14 protein-coding genes are annotated in these 17,673 nt (G+C 67.0%); 3 read left to right on the forward strand and 11 right to left on the reverse strand.

The window, feature by feature from the left end:
• Positions 1-54: 54 nt before the first annotated feature.
• The 8 genes from rseP to rpsB form a co-directional block, all read right to left on the reverse strand.
• Positions 55-1,425, reverse strand: coding sequence for an RIP metalloprotease RseP (rseP, locus tag CFB50_RS11110; protein ID WP_089445864.1), 1,371 nt, complete (start codon positions 1,423-1,425; stop codon positions 55-57).
• 11 nt (positions 1,426-1,436) lie between these two features.
• Positions 1,437-2,633: a 1-deoxy-D-xylulose-5-phosphate reductoisomerase gene (locus tag CFB50_RS11115; RefSeq protein ID WP_089445865.1), complete on the reverse strand. Its 1,197-nt coding sequence runs from the start codon at positions 2,631-2,633 to the stop codon at positions 1,437-1,439.
• 15 nt (positions 2,634-2,648) lie between these two features.
• Positions 2,649-3,470, reverse strand: a complete 822-nt coding sequence (locus tag CFB50_RS11120) for a phosphatidate cytidylyltransferase (protein ID WP_089445866.1) — start codon at positions 3,468-3,470, stop codon at positions 2,649-2,651.
• Positions 3,464-4,246, reverse strand: a complete 783-nt coding sequence (gene uppS / locus CFB50_RS11125; RefSeq protein ID WP_069248278.1) for a polyprenyl diphosphate synthase — start codon at positions 4,244-4,246, stop codon at positions 3,464-3,466. The genes CFB50_RS11120 and uppS overlap by 7 nt, the downstream gene beginning before the upstream one ends.
• Before the next feature lie 49 nt (positions 4,247-4,295).
• Positions 4,296-4,856, reverse strand: a complete 561-nt coding sequence (gene frr / locus CFB50_RS11130; protein WP_039342717.1) for a ribosome recycling factor — start codon at positions 4,854-4,856, stop codon at positions 4,296-4,298.
• Between the two features lie 91 nt (positions 4,857-4,947).
• Complete coding sequence (pyrH, locus tag CFB50_RS11135; protein ID WP_011352459.1) at positions 4,948-5,661, reverse strand: UMP kinase; 714 nt, start codon at positions 5,659-5,661, stop codon at positions 4,948-4,950.
• 163 nt (positions 5,662-5,824) lie between these two features.
• Positions 5,825-6,706 (reverse strand): translation elongation factor Ts, encoded by an 882-nt coding sequence (gene tsf, locus CFB50_RS11140; protein WP_069248279.1) that lies wholly within the window; start codon positions 6,704-6,706, stop codon positions 5,825-5,827.
• Positions 6,707-6,869: 163 nt separating this feature from the next.
• Positions 6,870-7,610 carry a 30S ribosomal protein S2 gene (rpsB, locus tag CFB50_RS11145; protein ID WP_006752149.1) on the reverse strand — a complete coding sequence of 247 codons (741 nt, stop codon included), beginning with the start codon at positions 7,608-7,610 and terminating at the stop codon, positions 6,870-6,872.
• Positions 7,611-7,988: 378 nt separating this feature from the next.
• Here rpsB and map point away from each other — a divergent pair, with 378 nt between their 5' ends.
• Genes map through CFB50_RS11165 form a run of 3 tightly spaced genes read left to right on the forward strand, consistent with a single transcriptional unit; the run spans position 7,989 to position 13,449 of the window.
• A complete protein-coding gene (map, locus tag CFB50_RS11155; RefSeq protein ID WP_012328760.1) occupies positions 7,989-8,804 on the forward strand; it encodes a type I methionyl aminopeptidase in 816 nt (271 codons plus the stop codon).
• Positions 8,805-8,849: 45 nt separating this feature from the next.
• The gene (locus tag CFB50_RS11160) at positions 8,850-11,426 is read left to right on the forward strand and encodes a [protein-PII] uridylyltransferase (RefSeq protein WP_089445867.1); all 2,577 of its coding nucleotides are present in this window, start codon (positions 8,850-8,852) and stop codon (positions 11,424-11,426) included.
• 16 nt (positions 11,427-11,442) lie between these two features.
• Positions 11,443-13,449, forward strand: coding sequence for a pseudouridine synthase (locus CFB50_RS11165; protein ID WP_089445868.1), 2,007 nt, complete (start codon positions 11,443-11,445; stop codon positions 13,447-13,449).
• A gap of 92 nt (positions 13,450-13,541) precedes the next feature.
• Here CFB50_RS11165 and def read toward each other — a convergent pair whose 3' ends face one another.
• From def to CFB50_RS11180, 3 genes are all read right to left on the reverse strand, one after another.
• On the reverse strand, positions 13,542-14,075 hold the full coding sequence (gene def, locus CFB50_RS11170) for a peptide deformylase (protein WP_089445869.1): 534 nt from the start codon (positions 14,073-14,075) through the stop codon (positions 13,542-13,544).
• On the reverse strand, positions 14,072-16,147 hold the full coding sequence (gene ligA, locus CFB50_RS11175; protein ID WP_089445870.1) for an NAD-dependent DNA ligase LigA: 2,076 nt from the start codon (positions 16,145-16,147) through the stop codon (positions 14,072-14,074). The genes def and ligA overlap by 4 nt, the downstream gene beginning before the upstream one ends.
• A 166-nt stretch (positions 16,148-16,313) precedes the next feature.
• On the reverse strand, positions 16,314-17,597 hold the full coding sequence (locus CFB50_RS11180; RefSeq protein ID WP_089445871.1) for a cell division protein ZipA C-terminal FtsZ-binding domain-containing protein: 1,284 nt from the start codon (positions 17,595-17,597) through the stop codon (positions 16,314-16,316).
• Positions 17,598-17,673 lie beyond the last annotated feature (76 nt).

The following is a 17,673-nucleotide window of genomic DNA, read 5'->3' on the forward strand; positions in this document are numbered from 1 at the left end:
CAGTATTTAGCTGCATCAAATCAGGCGGCTGCCCAGCGGGCGCCGCCTGACGCTTCAGAAATGGATTAACCGAGCCAGATCGTTGAACAGCGCGATCGCCGACAATGCGACGATGCAGATCAACCCGGCTCTTTGCAGAATCAGCTGCCAGCGCTCCGAGACAGCCTTCCCGGTCGCGGCTTCAACCGCATAATATAACAGATGCCCCCCGTCCAAAACGGGAATCGGCAACAAGTTCAGGACGCCAAGGCTAATGCTGACAAGGGCGAGGAACGACAGGAACGCCGACGGACCGAGCCGCGCGCTCTTGCCCGCGTAGTCCGCGATCGTCACCGGGCCGGACAGGTTCTTCAGCGATGCGTTGCCCGTGATCATGCGCCCGAACATCTTCAGCGAATACACGGAGATGTCCCACGTACGGTGCGCGCCGAGCTCCAGGCTCTCGATCGGCCCGTACCGCACGTCGACGGACGGCGCATGCATCGACAGCGCCGCGCCGATACGGCCGACCTGCTGCCCCGATTCGTCGTCGCGCTGCATCTGCGGCACGATCGACACCGTCTGCGCGGCGCCGTCGCGCTCGATCCGCAGGTCGAGCGGCTTGCCCGCATGGTGTTTCACGAAATCGATGAAGCGCGACGCGCCGCCGATCGGCTTGCCGTCGAGCGCGACCAGCTTGTCGCCCGACTTCAGGCCCGCCTGCTCCGCCGCGCTGCCGGGCTGCACGGACGCGACCGACAACGTCCCGCCGCCGGTCTCGAAGCCCAGATGGGCCATGAAATCGTCGTCGAGCTGACTTTCGGGAACATTGCGGAGGTCGACGCGGAAATCGAACGTCGTGTTGCCGTCGCGGGCGCCGAGCACGATCTCGCGGTGATCGAACGCGGCCGCCAGCAGCTTCCAGCGCAGGTCCGACCACGACCGCACCGGCTCGGCCTCGCCGCCCTGCGCGTTGCGGATCGACACGATCTTCTCGCTGCCGTCGAAGCCCGCGCGCGCAGCGACCGTGCCGGCGGCCGGCGGTGCGACGATCGCGGCGGGCTCGGTTACGCCGGTGGCGAATACGACGGCAAACAGCGCGATTGCCAACAGGAAGTTGGCAATCGGTCCGGCTGCGACGATCGCGATGCGCTTGTAGACGGATTGCCGGTTGAACGCCTGGCCGAGTTCCTCGGGCGGGATGCCGGGCCCGGGATCGCGCTCGTCGAGCATCTTCACGTAGCCGCCGAGCGGCAGTGCCGACAGCGTCCACTCGGTGCCCGTCCTGCGGCTGACCCAGCGCGCGACGGGCTGGCCGAAGCCGATCGAGAAACGCAGCACCTTCACGCCGCACCAGCGCGCGACGCGATAGTGTCCGTACTCATGCACGACGACCAGCACCCCGATCGCCACGGCAAACGCGATCAGTTCGACCAGCACGTTCATGAGCACTCCATTCAGACAGTGCGCTCCACGCGTGGCGCAGGCGCTTTCGCAATGATTTCGACGGCGAGGCGGCGTGCCTCGGCATCCGCCGCCAGGACGTCCTCGAGCCCCTCGGGCGTACGGTTCGGCAGCGCGTTGAGCACGGCGTCGACCGTCGCCGCAATCGTCATGAAGCCGATGCGGCGCTCGAGAAACGCTTCGACCGCGACTTCGTTCGCCGCGTTCAATGCGGCGCTCGCGATGCCGCCTTCCTCAAGCGCCTTCAGCGCAAGCGCGAGGCACGGGAAGCGCGCGTAATCGGGCTTTTCGAACGACAGCTGCGCAATTTGCGCGAGATCGAGCTGCTCGACGCCCGCATCGACACGCTCGGGGAACGCGAGCGCGTGCGCGATCGGCGTGCGCATGTCGGGATTGCCGAGCTGGGCCAGCACCGAGCCGTCGCGATACGACACGAGCGAATGGATCACGCTCTGCGGGTGGATCAGCACGTCGATGCGGTCGCCCGGCAGCCCGAAGATCCAGTGCGCCTCGATCACCTCGAGACCCTTGTTCATCATCGTCGCGGAATCGACCGAGATCTTGCGGCCCATCACCCAGTTCGGGTGCTTGCACGCCTCGTCCGGCGTCACGTCGACGAGCGTGGCCGGTTCGCGCGTACGGAACGGGCCGCCCGACGCGGTCAGGATGATCTTCGAGATCCCGCCGTGCTCGGCCGCGTCGCGCGGCATGCACTGGAAGATCGCGTTGTGTTCGCTGTCGACCGGCAGCAGGATCGCGCCATGGTCGCGCACGGCGTCCATGAAGATCGCGCCCGACATCACCAGCGCTTCCTTGTTCGCGAGCAGGATGCGCTTGCCGGCGCGCGCGGCCGCGAGGCTCGGCGCCATGCCGGCCGCACCGACGATCGCCGCGACCACCGTGTCGCAACCATCGCTCTTCGACACGTCGACGAGCGCCTGCGGCCCGTACAGCACGGTCGTCTTGCTGCCCGCCGCGCGCAGTTTCGCGTCGACCTGCGCGGCCGTCTCGGCATCGCCGACCACCGCCACTTCGGGCGCGAAGCGCAGGCATTGCTCGACGAGCTTGTCGCCGTTGCGGTGTGCGGTCAGCGCATAGACCGAGAAGCGCTCGGGATGGCGCGCGACCACGTCGAGCGTGCTGTCTCCGATCGAGCCCGTGGAACCGAGCAATGTCAGACGTTTTTGCATAACAGAATTAGTGGTTTAACCAAGCAGCAGCATCGCGAGCGGCAGCACCGGCAGCAGCGCGTCGACACGGTCGAGCACGCCGCCATGGCCCGGCAGCAGTCCGCTCGAATCCTTCACGCCCGCCTGCCGCTTCAGCAACGACTCGAACAGGTCGCCGATCACGCTGTACGCGACCAGCAGCGTCAGTGCGGCCCACGCGCCGGGCATCCCGTAGCGCACGGCGAACGCGGAAAACAGGGTCGGCTCGAACGCATGCACGGCCATCGCGACACCGGCGACGACCATCACCGCGAGCCAGCCACCGATCGCGCCTTCCCAGCTCTTGCCGGGGCTGATCGTGATGGCCAGTTTACGCTTTCCGAACGCCTTGCCCGCGAAGTATGCGCCGATATCGGCGAGCCAGACGACCAGAAGCAGCGACAACACGAACGGCACGCCCTGCGCACGCGCCGCGACGAGCGCATGCCAGCAGGCCGCGAAGACCACGAGGCCGGCCGCGAGCAGGAACGGCCGCCATACGCCGCCCGCGAGCGCCGGCTTGCGCCGCAGCGTGAACGGGCCAACCAGCAGCCAGAACACGCCGGCTGCCATAAAAAGGGGACGAGACGAAGCCGCATCGACGCCGAGCGGCGCCGTTGCCGCGAGCGCCAGCGCCGCGACGACGGCATAGACGACCGGGCCGGGGCCACCGAGCTTGAGCAGGCGCGCCCATTCCCATGCGGCAAACACGAGCACGACGCCGATCAGCGCGCCGAACGCGGTGAGCGGCGCGAACAGCGTCACCGGCAGCAGGACCGCCAGCATCACGATCGCCGTGATTACACGGGTTTTCAGCATGAAAGGGAGTCGGCGTTCTGCGATTGCGGTTCGAGCTGCGCGCTCGTGCGGCCGAAACGGCGCTCGCGCTCCGTATACGACGCGATGGCGTCGGCCAGTGCCGCGCCGTCGAAATCCGGCCAGTATTTGTCGGTGAAATAGAATTCGGCGTACGCGAGCTGCCACAGCAGGAAGTTGCTGACGCGCTGCTCGCCACCGGTACGGATGAAGAGATCGGGCTCCGGCGCATAGGCCATCGCCAGGTGCGGCGCGAATGCCTCCTCGGTCACTTCGACCTCGCGGCCCTCGCGCACGGCCTGCTCGACGAGCTTCTTCGTCGCCTGCAGGATGTCCCACCGGCCGCCGTAGTTGGCCGCGATGGTGAGCGTAAGACGGGTATTGCGCGCCGTCTTGGTTTCGGCGCGGCGAATCAGTTCGCGGATGCGCGGCTCGAAGCGGTCGAGATCGCCGACGACACGCAGGCGGATCCCGTTCGCGTGAAGCTTGCCGACCTCGCGCTCGAGCGCGGTGATGAAGAGGCGCATCAGGAACGACACTTCGTCGTTCGGACGGCGCCAGTTCTCCGAACTGAACGCGAACAGCGTCAGGTATTCGACGCCGGCGCGCGCGCAGCCTTCGACCACCGCCCGCACGGCATCGACGCCGCGGGTGTGCCCCGCGACGCGCGGCAAGCGGCGTTCGGTCGCCCAACGGCCGTTGCCGTCCATGATGATCGCGATGTGACGCGGCACGACGCCGACGTCAGGCACGCGAACGGTAGAGCTGGTATAGGTCATGGCCGTTGAGACAGTAATGCGGGAAGAAGGCGGCGCGCGAGGACGGTCGTCAGACCGTCATGATCTCGGCTTCCTTGCTCTGCACGAGCTTGTCGATTTCGGCAACGTGCTTGTCGGTCAGCTTCTGCACGTCATCGCTCGCACGGCGCTCGTCGTCTTCCGAGATTTCCTTGTCCTTCACGAGCTTCTTGAGCGCTTCGTTCGCGTCGCGGCGCAGGTTGCGGATCGCGACCTTGGCCGTTTCGCCTTCGCTCTTGACGACCTTGGTCAGCTCGCGGCGGCGCTCTTCCGTCAGCGCGGGCATCGGCACGCGGATCAGATCGCCGGCGGTGGCCGGGTTCAGGCCCAGGTCGGCTTCGCGAATGGCCTTCTCGACCTTCGCGACCATGTTCTTTTCCCACGGCTGCACGCCGATCGTGCGCGCATCGACGAGCGTCAGGTTGGCGACCTGCGAGATCGGCACCATCGAGCCGTAGTAGTCGACCTGCACGTGATCGAGCAGACCGGTGTGTGCACGGCCCGTACGGATCTTTGCCAGATCGTTCTTGAACGCTTCGATCGAGCGCTGCATCTTTTGCTCGACGCCCTTCTTGGTATCAGCGACACTCATTTCAACCTCCGAACCTTCTAACCTTCAAAGAACACGGGCCCTGCCCGGCGCATCGGATGCGCCGCGGCCGATAGCCCGCATCCGCGGGAGTTTACACGTGGACGAGCGTACCTTCGTCCTCGCCCAGCACGATGCGCTTGAGCGCGCCCGGCTTGTTGATCGAAAACACGCGAATCGGCAGCTTCTGGTCGCGGCACAGCGCAAAGGCCGTCGCGTCCATCACCTGCAGGTTGCGGCTGATCGCCTCGTCGAAAGTGATCGTCGTGTAACGCGTGGCCGACGGATCCTTCTTCGGATCGGCAGAATATACGCCATCGACCTTGGTCGCCTTCAATACGACCTCGGCGCCCACTTCCGAACCGCGCAGCGCGGCGGCCGTGTCCGTCGTGAAGAACGGGTTGCCCGTACCGGCCGCGAAGATCACGACGCGGCCTTCCTCGAGCTGGCGGATCGCGCGGGGCCGGATGTACGGCTCGACGACCTGGTCCATCCGCAGCGCGGACTGCACACGCGCCTCGATGCCGGCGTGGCGCATCGCGTCCTGCAGCGCCAGCGCGTTCATCATCGTCGCGAGCATCCCCATGTAGTCTGCCGTCGCGCGATCCATGCCGGCCGCGCCACCCGCGACACCGCGGAAAATATTACCGCCACCGATCACGACCGCGAGCTGCGTACCGAGACGCACGACTTCGGCGATATCGGCCACCATCCGTTCGATCGTCGCGCGATTGATGCCGAAGGCATCGTCGCCCATCAGCGCTTCGCCGGAGAGTTTGAGGAGGACGCGTTTATAGGCATTGGACATAGGGGCTTCCGAGCGACGAGAGGATGACAACCACGAACTGTAGGGGCGAAATACTGATTCGGGCAAGCGCCGACGGTCGGACCGGGTTTCCCGGCCGGCCGGCGGCGGCGCCGACCGCGGCGGAGCGGACGCCCGCCGCGGATACTGCCTGACTGCTTACGGCTTACTGCTGCTTTGCTGCTGCGACTTGCGCGGCCACTTCGGCGGCGAAGTCGTCCTGGCGCTTCTCGATGCCTTCGCCGACGACGAACAGTGCGAACTTCTGCACTGCGGCATCCGCTGCCTTCAGCATCTGCTCGATCGTCTGCTTGTCGTTCTTCACGAACGTCTGGTTCAGCAGCGACACTTCCTTCAGGTACTTCTGGACGCTGCCGTCGACCATCTTCGCGACGATTTCAGCCGGCTTGCCCGATTCCGCGGCCTTCTGCTCGGCCACGCGGCGTTCCGTCTCGATCAGTTCCGCCGGCACGTCAGCCGACGACAGCGCGACCGGCTTCATTGCCGCGATGTGCATCGCGACATCCTTGCCGACCTGCTCGTCCGCGCCCGTGTACTCGACGATCACGCCGATACGCGCGCCGTGCAGGTACGTTGCGATCTTGTTTGCGGTTTCGAAACGGACGAAACGGCGGATCGAGACGTTCTCGCCGATCTTGCCGACCAGTGCCAGGCGCACTGCGTCGACCGTCGAGCCGTCGAGCGGCAGCGCCGACAGTGCAGCCACGTCGGCCGGGTTTTGCGTCGCGACGAGTTCTGCAACCGTCTTCGAGAATGCGAGGAAGTCGTCGTTCTTCGCGACGAAGTCGGTTTCGCAGTTCAGTTCGACCAGCGAACCTGCGTTGCCGCCGACGAACGATGCGACGACGCCTTCTGCCGTCACGCGCGATGCCGCCTTGCTCGCCTTGTTGCCGAGCTTGACGCGCAGCAGTTCTTCAGCCTTGGCCAGATCGCCGTCGGCTTCCGTCAGCGCCTTCTTGCACTCCATCATCGGTGCGTCGGTCTTTGCGCGCAGTTCTGCCACCATGCTTGCGGTAATTGCCGCCATCATTCGCTCCTTGAGTCTGTATTCACAACGCCGCCCGCTTGGACGCGAACGGCCGAGATTCGTTTCCGGACCCGCACCCATTCGGCGCGATCAGGTCCGGCGCACAAGCTTAAAAAAAGGGGGCCTGTTGAGAGCCCCCCTTTTTGCGCCGGCTCGGGGCCAGTTACGCGTTTTCCTCGACGTACTCGTCGTCGCCGCGTGCGGCCTGGACCACTTCGTTGACCGCGTTCGCACGGCCTTCGAGGATCGCATCGGCCACGCCTTCAGCGTACAGCGCGACTGCCTTGCTCGAGTCGTCGTTACCCGGGATCACGTAATCCACACCTTCCGGCGAGTGGTTCGTATCGACCACGGCGATGACCGGCACGCCCAGCTTGTTCGCTTCGGTGACAGCAATCTTGTGGTAGCCGACGTCGACGACGAAGATCGCGTCCGGAATGCCGCCCATGTCCTTCACGCCGCCGATCGACTTTTGCAGCTTGGCGATTTCGCGTTCGAACAGCAGCGCTTCCTTCTTGCTCATCTTTTCGAGCTCACCTGCCTCGACTGCCGCTTCCATGTCCTTCAGGCGCTTGATCGATACCTTCAGCGTCTTGAAGTTGGTCATCATGCCGCCGAGCCAGCGTGCGTTGACGAACGGCATGCCTGCGCGCTGCGCTTCCTGAGCGATCGTGTCACGCGATTGACGCTTCGTGCCGACGAACAGGATCGTGCCGCGGTTCGCTGCCAGCTGGCGCACGTACTTCTGTGCGTCCGTGAACATCGGCAGCGTCTTTTCGAGGTTGATGATGTGAATCTTGTTGCGGTGACCGAAAATGAACGGAGCCATCTTCGGGTTCCAGAAGCGCGTCTGGTGACCGAAGTGGACACCCGCTTCCAGCATTTGGCGCATCGTAACTGCCATGTAAATTCTCCACGAGGGTTGGGTCTTAAGCCGGCCGCCGTACCGCCGCGCGATCCCACCCCCAAGGGCGCGAATTCCGCGCGGCCGGCACCCTGGTTGCGCCGGCTTGCGATTCGGCACGTGCAAACGCCCGTGCCGCAAGCCTTCTATCCGCGATGCCGCCCCAACACGGGGAAAGCTCGGCAATTGGATATCGACTTAGCCAAAGAGTATAGCACGCCGATTTGTCCGCTCTCAAGTCGCTCACCACTTTCGCTTGCCGCGCGGCAGCCGGCCGGACAATCAGCGAAAACCCGCATCCGCACCGCCGGCAGGGGCTGCGACGCCTGCCAGAAGGTGCGATAATCCATCAATTCACCGCATTCCAGGCATACCTCGATGGCTATTACGCTCAAAAACGAACACGATATCGCCGAGATGCGCGTCGCCTGCCGTCTCGCGAGCGAAGTGCTCGACTTCATCACGCCGCACGTCGTCGCGGGCGTCACGACCGCCGAACTCGACCGCCTCTGTCACGAGTTCATGCTCAACGAACAGGGCACGATCCCGGCGCCGCTGAACTACCAGCCGCCCGGCTACCCGCCGTACCCGAAGGCCACCTGCATTTCGGTCAACGACGTGATCTGCCACGGCATTCCCGGCGAGAAGGTGATCAAGAACGGCGATGCGCTGAACATCGACATCACCGTGATCAAGAACGGCTACTTCGGCGACACGAGCCGCATGTTCATCGTCGGCGAGGGGTCGATCCTCGCGAAGCGCCTCGTGCAGACCACCTACGAATGCATGTGGCTCGGCATCGACCAGGTCAAGCCGGGCGCGCACCTCGGCGACATCGGCTACGCGATCCAGAAGCACGCGGAAGCGCAGGGCTACAGCGTCGTGCGCGAATACTGCGGCCACGGCATCGGCACGGTGTTCCACGAAGATCCGCAGGTCGTCCACTACGGCCGCCCGGGCACGGGCATCGAGCTGAAGGCCGGGATGATCTTCACGATCGAGCCGATGATCAACGCCGGCAAGCGCGATATCCGCACGATGCCCGACCAGTGGACGGTCAAGACGCGCGACCGCAGCCTGTCCGCGCAGTGGGAGCACACGGTGCTCGTCACCGAAACCGGCTACGAGGTGCTGACCGTATCGGCCGGCACGCCGGCGCGCCCCGTGTTCGCGCAACCGGCCGCCGCCGTCTGAGCGCCGTCGCGCCCGCCCGCCCCACCCGCACCTGAACGGCCGCACATGAGCGCTCACGCCGCCCCCTCGCCCGAAGCGCTGTCGCGGCGCGCCGAATTCAAGGCCGCCAAGACGGAGATGCTCGAGCGCTTTCGCCGCGCGGCGAACGTCGCGTCGCTGATGCACGCGCTGTCGAAACTCACCGACGAAGCGCTGAAGCGCGTATGGGACGACTGCGGGCTGCCCGCGACGCTCGCGCTCGTCGCCGTCGGCGGCTACGGGCGCGGCGAGCTCGCGCCCTATTCCGACGTCGACATCCTCGTGCTGCTGCCCGATGCGCACGACCCGGCGCTCGATGCGCGCATCGAGCGCTTCATCGGCATGGCGTGGGATCTCGGCCTCGAGATCGGCAGCAGCGTGCGCACGGTCGCGCAGTGCATCGAGGAGGCGTCGCAGGACGTCACGGTACAGACTTCGCTGCTGGAAGCGCGCCGCATCGTCGGCAGCACCGCGCTGTTCGAACGCTTCACGGTGCGCTACCACGAGGCGCTCGACGCCCGCGCGTTCTTCACCGCGAAGGTGCTCGAGATGCGCCAGCGCCACGCGAAGTTCCAGGACACGCCGTACAGCCTCGAGCCGAACGTGAAGGAAAGCCCCGGCGGGCTGCGCGACCTGCAGACGATCCTGTGGATCGCGCGCGCGGCCGGTTTCGGCAGCAGCTGGCGCGAACTCGACACGCGTGGCCTCATCTCCGACCGCGAGGCGCGCGAGCTGCGCCGCAACGAAGGTTTCCTGAAAACGCTGCGCGCGCGGCTGCACGTGATCGCCGGCCGCCGCCAGGACATGCTCGTGTTCGACCTGCAGACGCAGGCCGCCGAGAGCTTCGGCTACCAGCCGACGCAGGCCAAGCGCGCGAGCGAACAGCTGATGCGCCGCTACTACTGGGCTGCGAAAGCCGTCACGCAGCTCGCGACGATCCTGATCCAGAACATCGAGGCGCAGCTGTTCCCCGCGACGAGCGGCATTACGCGCGTGCTGTCGCCCGACCGCTTCGTCGAGAAGCAGGGCATGCTCGAGATCGTCGACGACGGCGTGTTCGAACGCCACCCCGACGCGATCCTCGAAGCGTTCCTGTTGTACGAGACGACCCGCGGCGTGAAGGGGCTGTCCGCCCGCACGCTGCGCGCGCTGTACAACTCGCGCGAGATCATGAACAACGCGTGGCGCCGCGATCCGCAGAACCGCGACACGTTCATGCGGATCCTGCAGCAACCCGAAGGGATCACGCACGCGTTCCGGCTGATGAACCAGACGAGCGTGCTCGGCCGCTACCTGCTGAACTTCCGCCGCATCGTCGGCCAGATGCAGCACGACCTGTACCACGTGTACACGGTCGACCAGCACATCCTGATGGTGTTGCGCAACATCCGCCGCTTCGCGGTGGCCGAGCACGCGCACGAATATCCGTTCTGCAGCCAGCTGATCGGCAACTTCGAGCGCCCGTGGGTGCTGTATGTCGCGGCGCTGTTCCACGACATCGCGAAGGGCCGCGGCGGCGATCACTCGACACTCGGGATGGCCGACGCACGACGCTTCTGCCGCGAGCACGGCATCGCCGGCGACGATGCGGCGCTGATCGTGTGGCTCGTCCAGCATCACCTGACGATGAGCCAGGTCGCACAGAAGCAGGACACGAGCGACCCCGAAGTCATCAAGCGCTTCGCGGAAGTCGTCGGCAACGAGCGGTACCTCACCGCGCTGTACCTGCTGACCGTCGCCGATATCCGCGGCACGAGCCCGAAGGTGTGGAACACGTGGAAGGGCAAGCTGCTCGAGGACCTGTACCGCATCACGCTCGCGGTGCTCGGCGGGGCCAACCCCGACGCGCATTCGGAGCTGAAGTCGCGGCAGGAACAGGCGCTCGCGCTGCTGCGCCTCGAGACCGTACCCGACGACGCGCATCGCGCGCTGTGGGACCAGCTCGACGTCGGCTTCTTCCTGCGTCACGACGCGGCCGACATCGCGTGGCAGACACGCGTGCTGTACCGGCACGTGAATGCCGAAACCGCGATCGTCCGCGCGCGGCCGTCGCCGATCGGCGATGCGCTGCAGGTGCTCGTGTACGTGAAGGATCGCCCCGACCTGTTCGCGGGCATCTGCGCGTATTTCGACCGCAACGGGCTGTCGGTGCTCGACGCCCGCATCAGCACGACGCGGCACGGCTATGCGCTCGACAATTTCATCGTCACGCAGACCGAGCGTGACGTGCGGTATCGCGACATCGCGAATCTCGTCGAGCAGCAACTCGCGTCGCGACTCACCGAAACCGCGCCGCTGCCGGAGCCGTCCAAGGGCCGCCTGTCGAGGCTGTCCCGGACGTTTCCGATCACGCCGCGCGTCGACCTGCGGGCCGACGAGCGCGGCCAGTACTACATCCTGTCCGTGTCGGCCAACGACCGGCCGGGCCTTCTCTATTCGATCGCGCGCGTACTCGCCGAGCATCGGATCGGCGTCCACGCGGCGCGGATCAATACGCTCGGCGAACGCGTCGAGGACATTTTCCTGCTCGCGGGTGCCGGCCTGTCCGACAACCGCCTGCAGATCCAGCTCGAAACCGAATTGCTGCGTGCGATCGCAGTCTGAATGAATCCCAGCGTTTATGCGCACCAAATTAACCGTCAAGAATCCGAAGCCGGCGTCGCCGACCCGCGCCCCTGTCCGCTCCGGCAGCCTCGTCGCCCGCAAGGCGGTGCGTCCCGCTACGCCTCCCGCCGGAGATAAGCCGGCCCGCCCGAAGAAGGCGTCCCCGGCCGCCGCCGGCGAACGCACGTTCAAGCCGCGCGCTGCGGCGGGCGCCGAGCGCCCGGGCGCGGATCGCGCACCGGCCAAGCGTGCGCCGCGTGACGGCGGTGCGGAACGCGGCACGCGCGCCCCTTATCGCGACAACGCATCCGGCGAAGGCGCGAAGCGCAGCTTCGGCGACCGTCGCACGTCGTCCGATCGCCCGCCCCGCCGTGATGACGACGCACGGCCGCGTCGCACAGGTGGCGAAGGCGGCGCACGCGCGCCGTATCGCGACAACGCCGGCGGTGAAGGCGCAAAGCGCAGCTTCGGTGACCGTCGTACGTCGTCGGATCGCCCGCCCCGCCGCGACGACGATGCCCGCCCGCGTCGTGCAGGTGGCGAAGGCGGCGCACGCACGCCCTATCGCGACAACGCATCCGGCGAAGGCGCAAAGCGCAGCTTCGGCGACCGCCGCACGTCGTCGGATCGCCCGCCGCGCCGCGATGACGATGCCCGCCCGCGCCGCGCAGGTTCCAGTGAAGGCGGCGCACGCGCGCCGTATCGCGACAAGGCAACCGGCGAAGGCGCGAAGCGCAGCTTTGGCGACCGCCGCACGTCGTCCGATCGCCCGCCGCGCCGCGATGACGATGCCCGCCCGCGCCGCGCAGGTTCCAGTGAAGGCGGCGCACGCGCGCCGTATCGCGACAACGCATCCGGCGAAGGCGCAAAGCGCAGCTTCGGCGACCGCCGCACGTCGTCCGATCGCCCGCCGCGCCGCGATGACGATGCACGTCCGCGTCGCGCAGGTTCCAGTGAAGGCAGCGCACGCGCGCCGTATCGCGACAAGGCAGCCGGCGAAGGCGCGAAGCGCAGCTTCGGCGACCGCCGCACGTCGTCCGATCGCCCGCCGCGCCGTGATGACGATGGCCGCCCGCGCCGCGCAGGCGCCGACGACGGCAAGCGCCCGTCGTATCGCGACAAGCCTGCCGGCGAAGGTGCGAAGCGCAGCTTCGGCGACCGCCCGGCCCGCCCCGCGCGCGACGGCGAGCGCCGCTCGTTCGGTGCGGTCAAGACCGCGCAACCGGTCAAGCGCGCCGCCGCCGATATCGACTACGGTGACGAATCGGGCCTGATGCGCCTGTCGAAACGGATGTCCGAGCTCGGCATGTGCTCGCGCCGCGAAGCCGACGAATGGATCGAAAAGGGCTGGGTCCTCGTCGACGGCGAACGCATCGACACGCTCGGCACCAAGGTACGCGCGGACCAGAAGATCGAGATCGACGAACGGGCGAGCGCCGCACAGGCCGCGCAAGTGACGATCCTGCTGCACAAGCCGGTCGGCTATGTGTCGGGCCAGGCGGAAGACGGCTACGAGCCGGCGGCCGTGCTGATCACGCGCGCGAACCGCTGGAGCGGCGATCATTCGCCGGTGCGTTTCTCGCCGCAGCACCTGCACGCACTCGCACCGGCCGGTCGTCTCGACATCGACTCCACCGGCCTGCTCGTGCTGACGCAAAACGGCGTGATCGCGAAGCAGCTGATCGGCGAGCAATCGGACATCGACAAGGAGTACCTGGTGCGCGTGCGCTTCGGCGAACGGCTCATCGACATCGACCAGCACTTCCCCGCGGAATCGCTCGCAAAGCTGCGCCACGGCCTCGAGCTCGACGGCGTCGCGCTGAAGCCCGCGATGGTGAGCTGGCAGAACGGCGAGCAGTTGCGCTTCGTGCTGCGCGAAGGCAAGAAGCGCCAGATCCGTCGCATGTGCGAGCTGGTGGGCCTCGACGTGATCGGCCTGAAGCGCGTCCGGATGGGCCGCGTGATGCTCGGCGCACTGCCGCAGGGTCAATGGCGCTATCTGTCGGCCGACGAGACGTTCTGATCGCGGGCGCACACCCGTGCGCCACGCAATGAAAAAGCCCGCGCAAGCGGGCTTTTTCTTGTCTGCGAGAAGCTGAGAAGCCAGTGCGGCAATCAATCGTCGGAAGCCGGATCGAGCCCCGGGAACAGCACTTCCGTGAAGCCGAAGCGCGTGAAGTCGGTGATCCGCATCGGATACAGCTTGCCGATCAGGTGATCGTATTCGTGCTGGACGACGCGTGCGTGAAAACCGTCGACCACGCGGTCGATCTTCTCGCCGTACTGGTCGAAGCCGTTGTAGCGCACTTTCGCGTAGCGGCTGACGACGCCGCGCATGCCCGGCACCGACAGGCAGCCTTCCCAGCCCTCTTCCATGTCCGGCGGCATGTACTCGATCTTCGGGTTGATCAGCACGGTCTCGGGCACCGGGGGCGCGTCCGGGTAGCGGTTGTTGTTGCCGAAGCCAAAGATGATGATCTGCAGCCCGATGCCGATCTGCGGCGCGGCCAGGCCGGCGCCGTTCGCATGGTGCATCGTCTCGAACATGTCCGCGACGATCTCGTGCAGTTCGGGTGTATCGAACCGCTCGACCGGCTTGGCGACTTCGAGCAGGCGCGGATCGCCCATCTTCAGGATCTCGCGAATCATGGCGTATTACCCTCCAGGAGTTGGTGCAGGCCGTCTTCGTCCAGCACGGGGATGCCGAGTTCCTCGGCCTTCGCGAGCTTGCTGCCGGCTTCGGCGCCCGCGACCACGTAATCCGTCTTCTTCGATACCGAACCGGCCACTTTCGCGCCCGCCGCTTCGAGCATTTCCTTCGCGGCATCGCGCGTGAGCGTCGGCAGCGTGCCCGTCAGCACGACCGTCTTGCCGGCCAGCACGCCCTGCGGCGCCTTCGGCGCGGGCGGCCCTTCCGGCCACGTCACCTTGCCCGGCGCGCGCAACTGCTCGATCACGGTCCGGTTGTGCTCTTCCGCGAAGAACTGATGGAGCGACTCGGCGACGATCGGCCCGACGTCGTTGACTTCGAGCAATTCTTCGATCGATGCGTCCATGATCGGCGTCAGCGAGCCGAAATGCTTCGCCAGATCCTTCGCGGTCGATTCGCCCACGTGACGGATGCCGAGCCCATAGATGAAGCGCGCGAGCGTCGTGTGCTTCGCCTTCTCGAGCGAGTCGAGCAGGTTCTGTGCCGACTTCTCGGCGAACCGGTCGAGCTCGGCGAGCGTCGCAAAGCCGAGATTGAACAGGTCGGCCGGCGTGCGCACGAGATTCAGCTCGACGAGCTGGTCGATGATTTTCTCGCCGAGCCCGTCGATGTCGAGCGCGCGGCGCTGCGCGAAGTGCCACAGCGCCTGCTTGCGCTGCGCCGGGCAGAACAGGCCGCCCGTGCAGCGGGCGATCGCCTCGTCCGGCAGGCGCTCGATCTTCGAGCCGCACACCGGGCATTCGGTCGGCATCACGAACTCGGCCGCATCGGCCGGTCGCCGGTCGAGCAGCGCGCCGACCACCTCGGGGATCACATCGCCCGCGCGGCGCACGATCACGGTATCGCCGATCCGGATGTCCTTGCGGCGCACCTCGTCCTCGTTGTGCAGCGTCGCGTTCGTCACGGTCGCACCGCCGACGAACACGGGCTCGAGGCGCGCGACCGGCGTGATCGCGCCGGTGCGGCCGACCTGCACATCGATCGCGACGAGCTTGGTCAGCGCTTCCTGCGCGGGGAACTTGTGTGCGAGCGCGAAGCGCGGCGCGCGCGACACGAAGCCGAGGCGCTCCTGTTCGTCGCGCCGGTTCACCTTGTAGACGACGCCGTCGATGTCGTACGGCAGCGACTCGCGCTTCTCGCCAACCTTGCGGAAGAAGTCGAGCAAGCCTTCGGCGCCGTGCACGACCGCTCGCTCGCGGTTCACGGGCAGGCCGAGCGACTCGTACCAGTCGAGCAGCGCGCGGTGCGTATCGGGCATCGGCATCCCGTCGAGCACGCCGATCCCGTACGCGAAGAACGACAGCGGCCGCTGCGCGGTGATCTTCGAGTCGAGCTGGCGCAGGCTGCCGGCCGCCGCGTTGCGCGGGTTCGCGAATTCGCGCTGCTCGGCCGCGCGCTGGCGTTCGTTCAGGCGTGCGAAATCGCGCTTGAACATCAGCACCTCGCCGCGCACGTCGAGCAAGGCCGGCACGTTCTTGCCCTTCAGCTTCAGCGGAATCGAGCGGATCGTGCGCACGTTCTCGGTCACGTCCTCGCCCGTCGTCCCGTCGCCGCGCGTGGCCGCCTGCACGAATACCCCCTGCTCGTAGCGCAGCGAGATCGCGAGACCGTCGAACTTCAGTTCGCATGCGTACTCGACGGGCTCCGTCACCGAGCCGGCGAGATCGGTCGTCTTGTCGAGCGCGTCGGCGACACGCTTGTCGAATGCGACGATGTCCTCGTCGGCGAAACCGTTGTTCAGCGACAGCATCGGCGCGTCATGGACGACCGGCGTGAAGCCACCGGCCGCCTCGCCGCCGACACGCTGCGTCGGCGAATCGGGCGTCACGAGTTCGGGATGGTCGGTCTCGAGCTGCTGCAATTCGCGGAACAGCCGGTCGTATTCGGCGTCTGGCAGATCCGGCTGGTCGAGCACGTAATAGGCGTAGTTCGCCCGCTCGAGTTGATCGCGCAGCCACGCGGCGCGCGCGTCGGGCTGGCTGGCTGGCGGTTCGGCTTGGGTTCGGGCCATGCTGGCGGCAGAGTCGTTCTGAAAAATCGGAATTCCGATTATCTCAGTTTGACGCCGCAGCGGGGGCACGCGATGCGTGCCGCGCGGGCCCGCTGCAGTGCACACAAGCACGGTGCATGGCAGCGTCGGGCGACGGCGCCGGAAGCCGCCGCCCGCCGGGCGCGCGTTACTGGCTGAAGAGGCGGCGCGTGACCGGCGAACCGGCCGGGATGCCGGCTTCCTCGAGCTTCGCGTACAGCTTCATCAGTTGCTGATCGATCGCGACCAGCGTCGATTCCGGCAGCGGCCGCCGCGAATCGTCGACGACCCGCGCGCCGATCCGTTCGGACAGCGATTTCGCGTAATCGCACATCAGCCGGAACGGCAGGATGTCCTCTTCGGCGACCGGCACGTCGAGCACCAGCGTGATCATGTTGCCGCCCTTGTACGTGAGGTCGTCGCGCAGGAAGTTCGTGTCGCCGAACTGCAGCATGAACACGGGGTTCTGCTTCGCGTCGAGCTTCACGAAACGCGTGCCGTCGCGCGACAGCAGCAGCCCGTCCTGCGACGCGACCGCCTGCACGTAGTTCGCCGACCACGGCGCGCCGTCCGACATCACGTTGATCGACAGCTGCGCGTCGCACTGCGCGGCAAACGCGTCGAGCTCGCGCGCCATCGCGACCGTTTCCATCATGTCCGGGAATTCGGGGGCGCCGTCGATCGCGTCGGCGAACTGCTGGACGCCCGTCACGAATTCGGAGAACTCGAGCTCGTTCAGCGCACCGCTGCGGTTCGCGAGCTGCGCGGCCGCGCGCAGTTCCTCGTAGCGCACGCCGTTCTGCAGCAACTCCCACTGGCCGCCTTCCGGCTTGCCTTCGATGTGCACGGGCTTGCTGCCCGCGCGGCGCAGCCGCTGCGCGGCCGGCAGGATCTTGTCGCCCGGCAGCGACCCGCCGAGGCGGATCGGCACGATGCAGTCGATCCGGCGGTCGACGATCGCCGGCGGGGCCGACGAGATCGTCGTGGCGGCCGGTAGCACCGGTTCGGCCGGCTCGGCCGGTTCAGCGTGCGTGTCGTGCGCGGAAGCCGGCACGGCTGTTTCGCCGGCAACCGGCTCGACCGACTCGGACGGTGCATCGACGCCGGTCGCCTCGGCCTGCAGATCGGCCGGCATGTCGGCAGGTGCCGCTCCACCGAACGTCGGCTCGACGCGCGCGACTTCGGCCGGCGTGCCGCCCGTGGCGGCCGCCGGGGCCGGTGCCGCGGGCTCGCGCCGCACCGGCTGGCGCACCGGCTCGATGAACGGCAATTCTTCCTCGCGTTCGGGGCGGTTCATCGCCTCGGCCGCTTCCTCCGGCATCGGGCGCGGCATCCTGCGCCGCACCTTCGCGCCCTGCCATGCGTTGTAGACCACGACGCCGCCCACCACGACCGCGCCCGCGCCGATCAAACCGAGTGTCAACTCGTCCATGCACGCTCCATCAGCAATTCTTGTTCGTCGGAACCGCGAACGGGCGCCCATGCGCCGCGCGAACGCGGTCCGGTTT

The organism is Burkholderia sp. AU33423, from assembly GCF_002223135.1.
Taxonomy (GTDB): Bacteria; Pseudomonadota; Gammaproteobacteria; order Burkholderiales; family Burkholderiaceae; genus Burkholderia; species Burkholderia lata_D.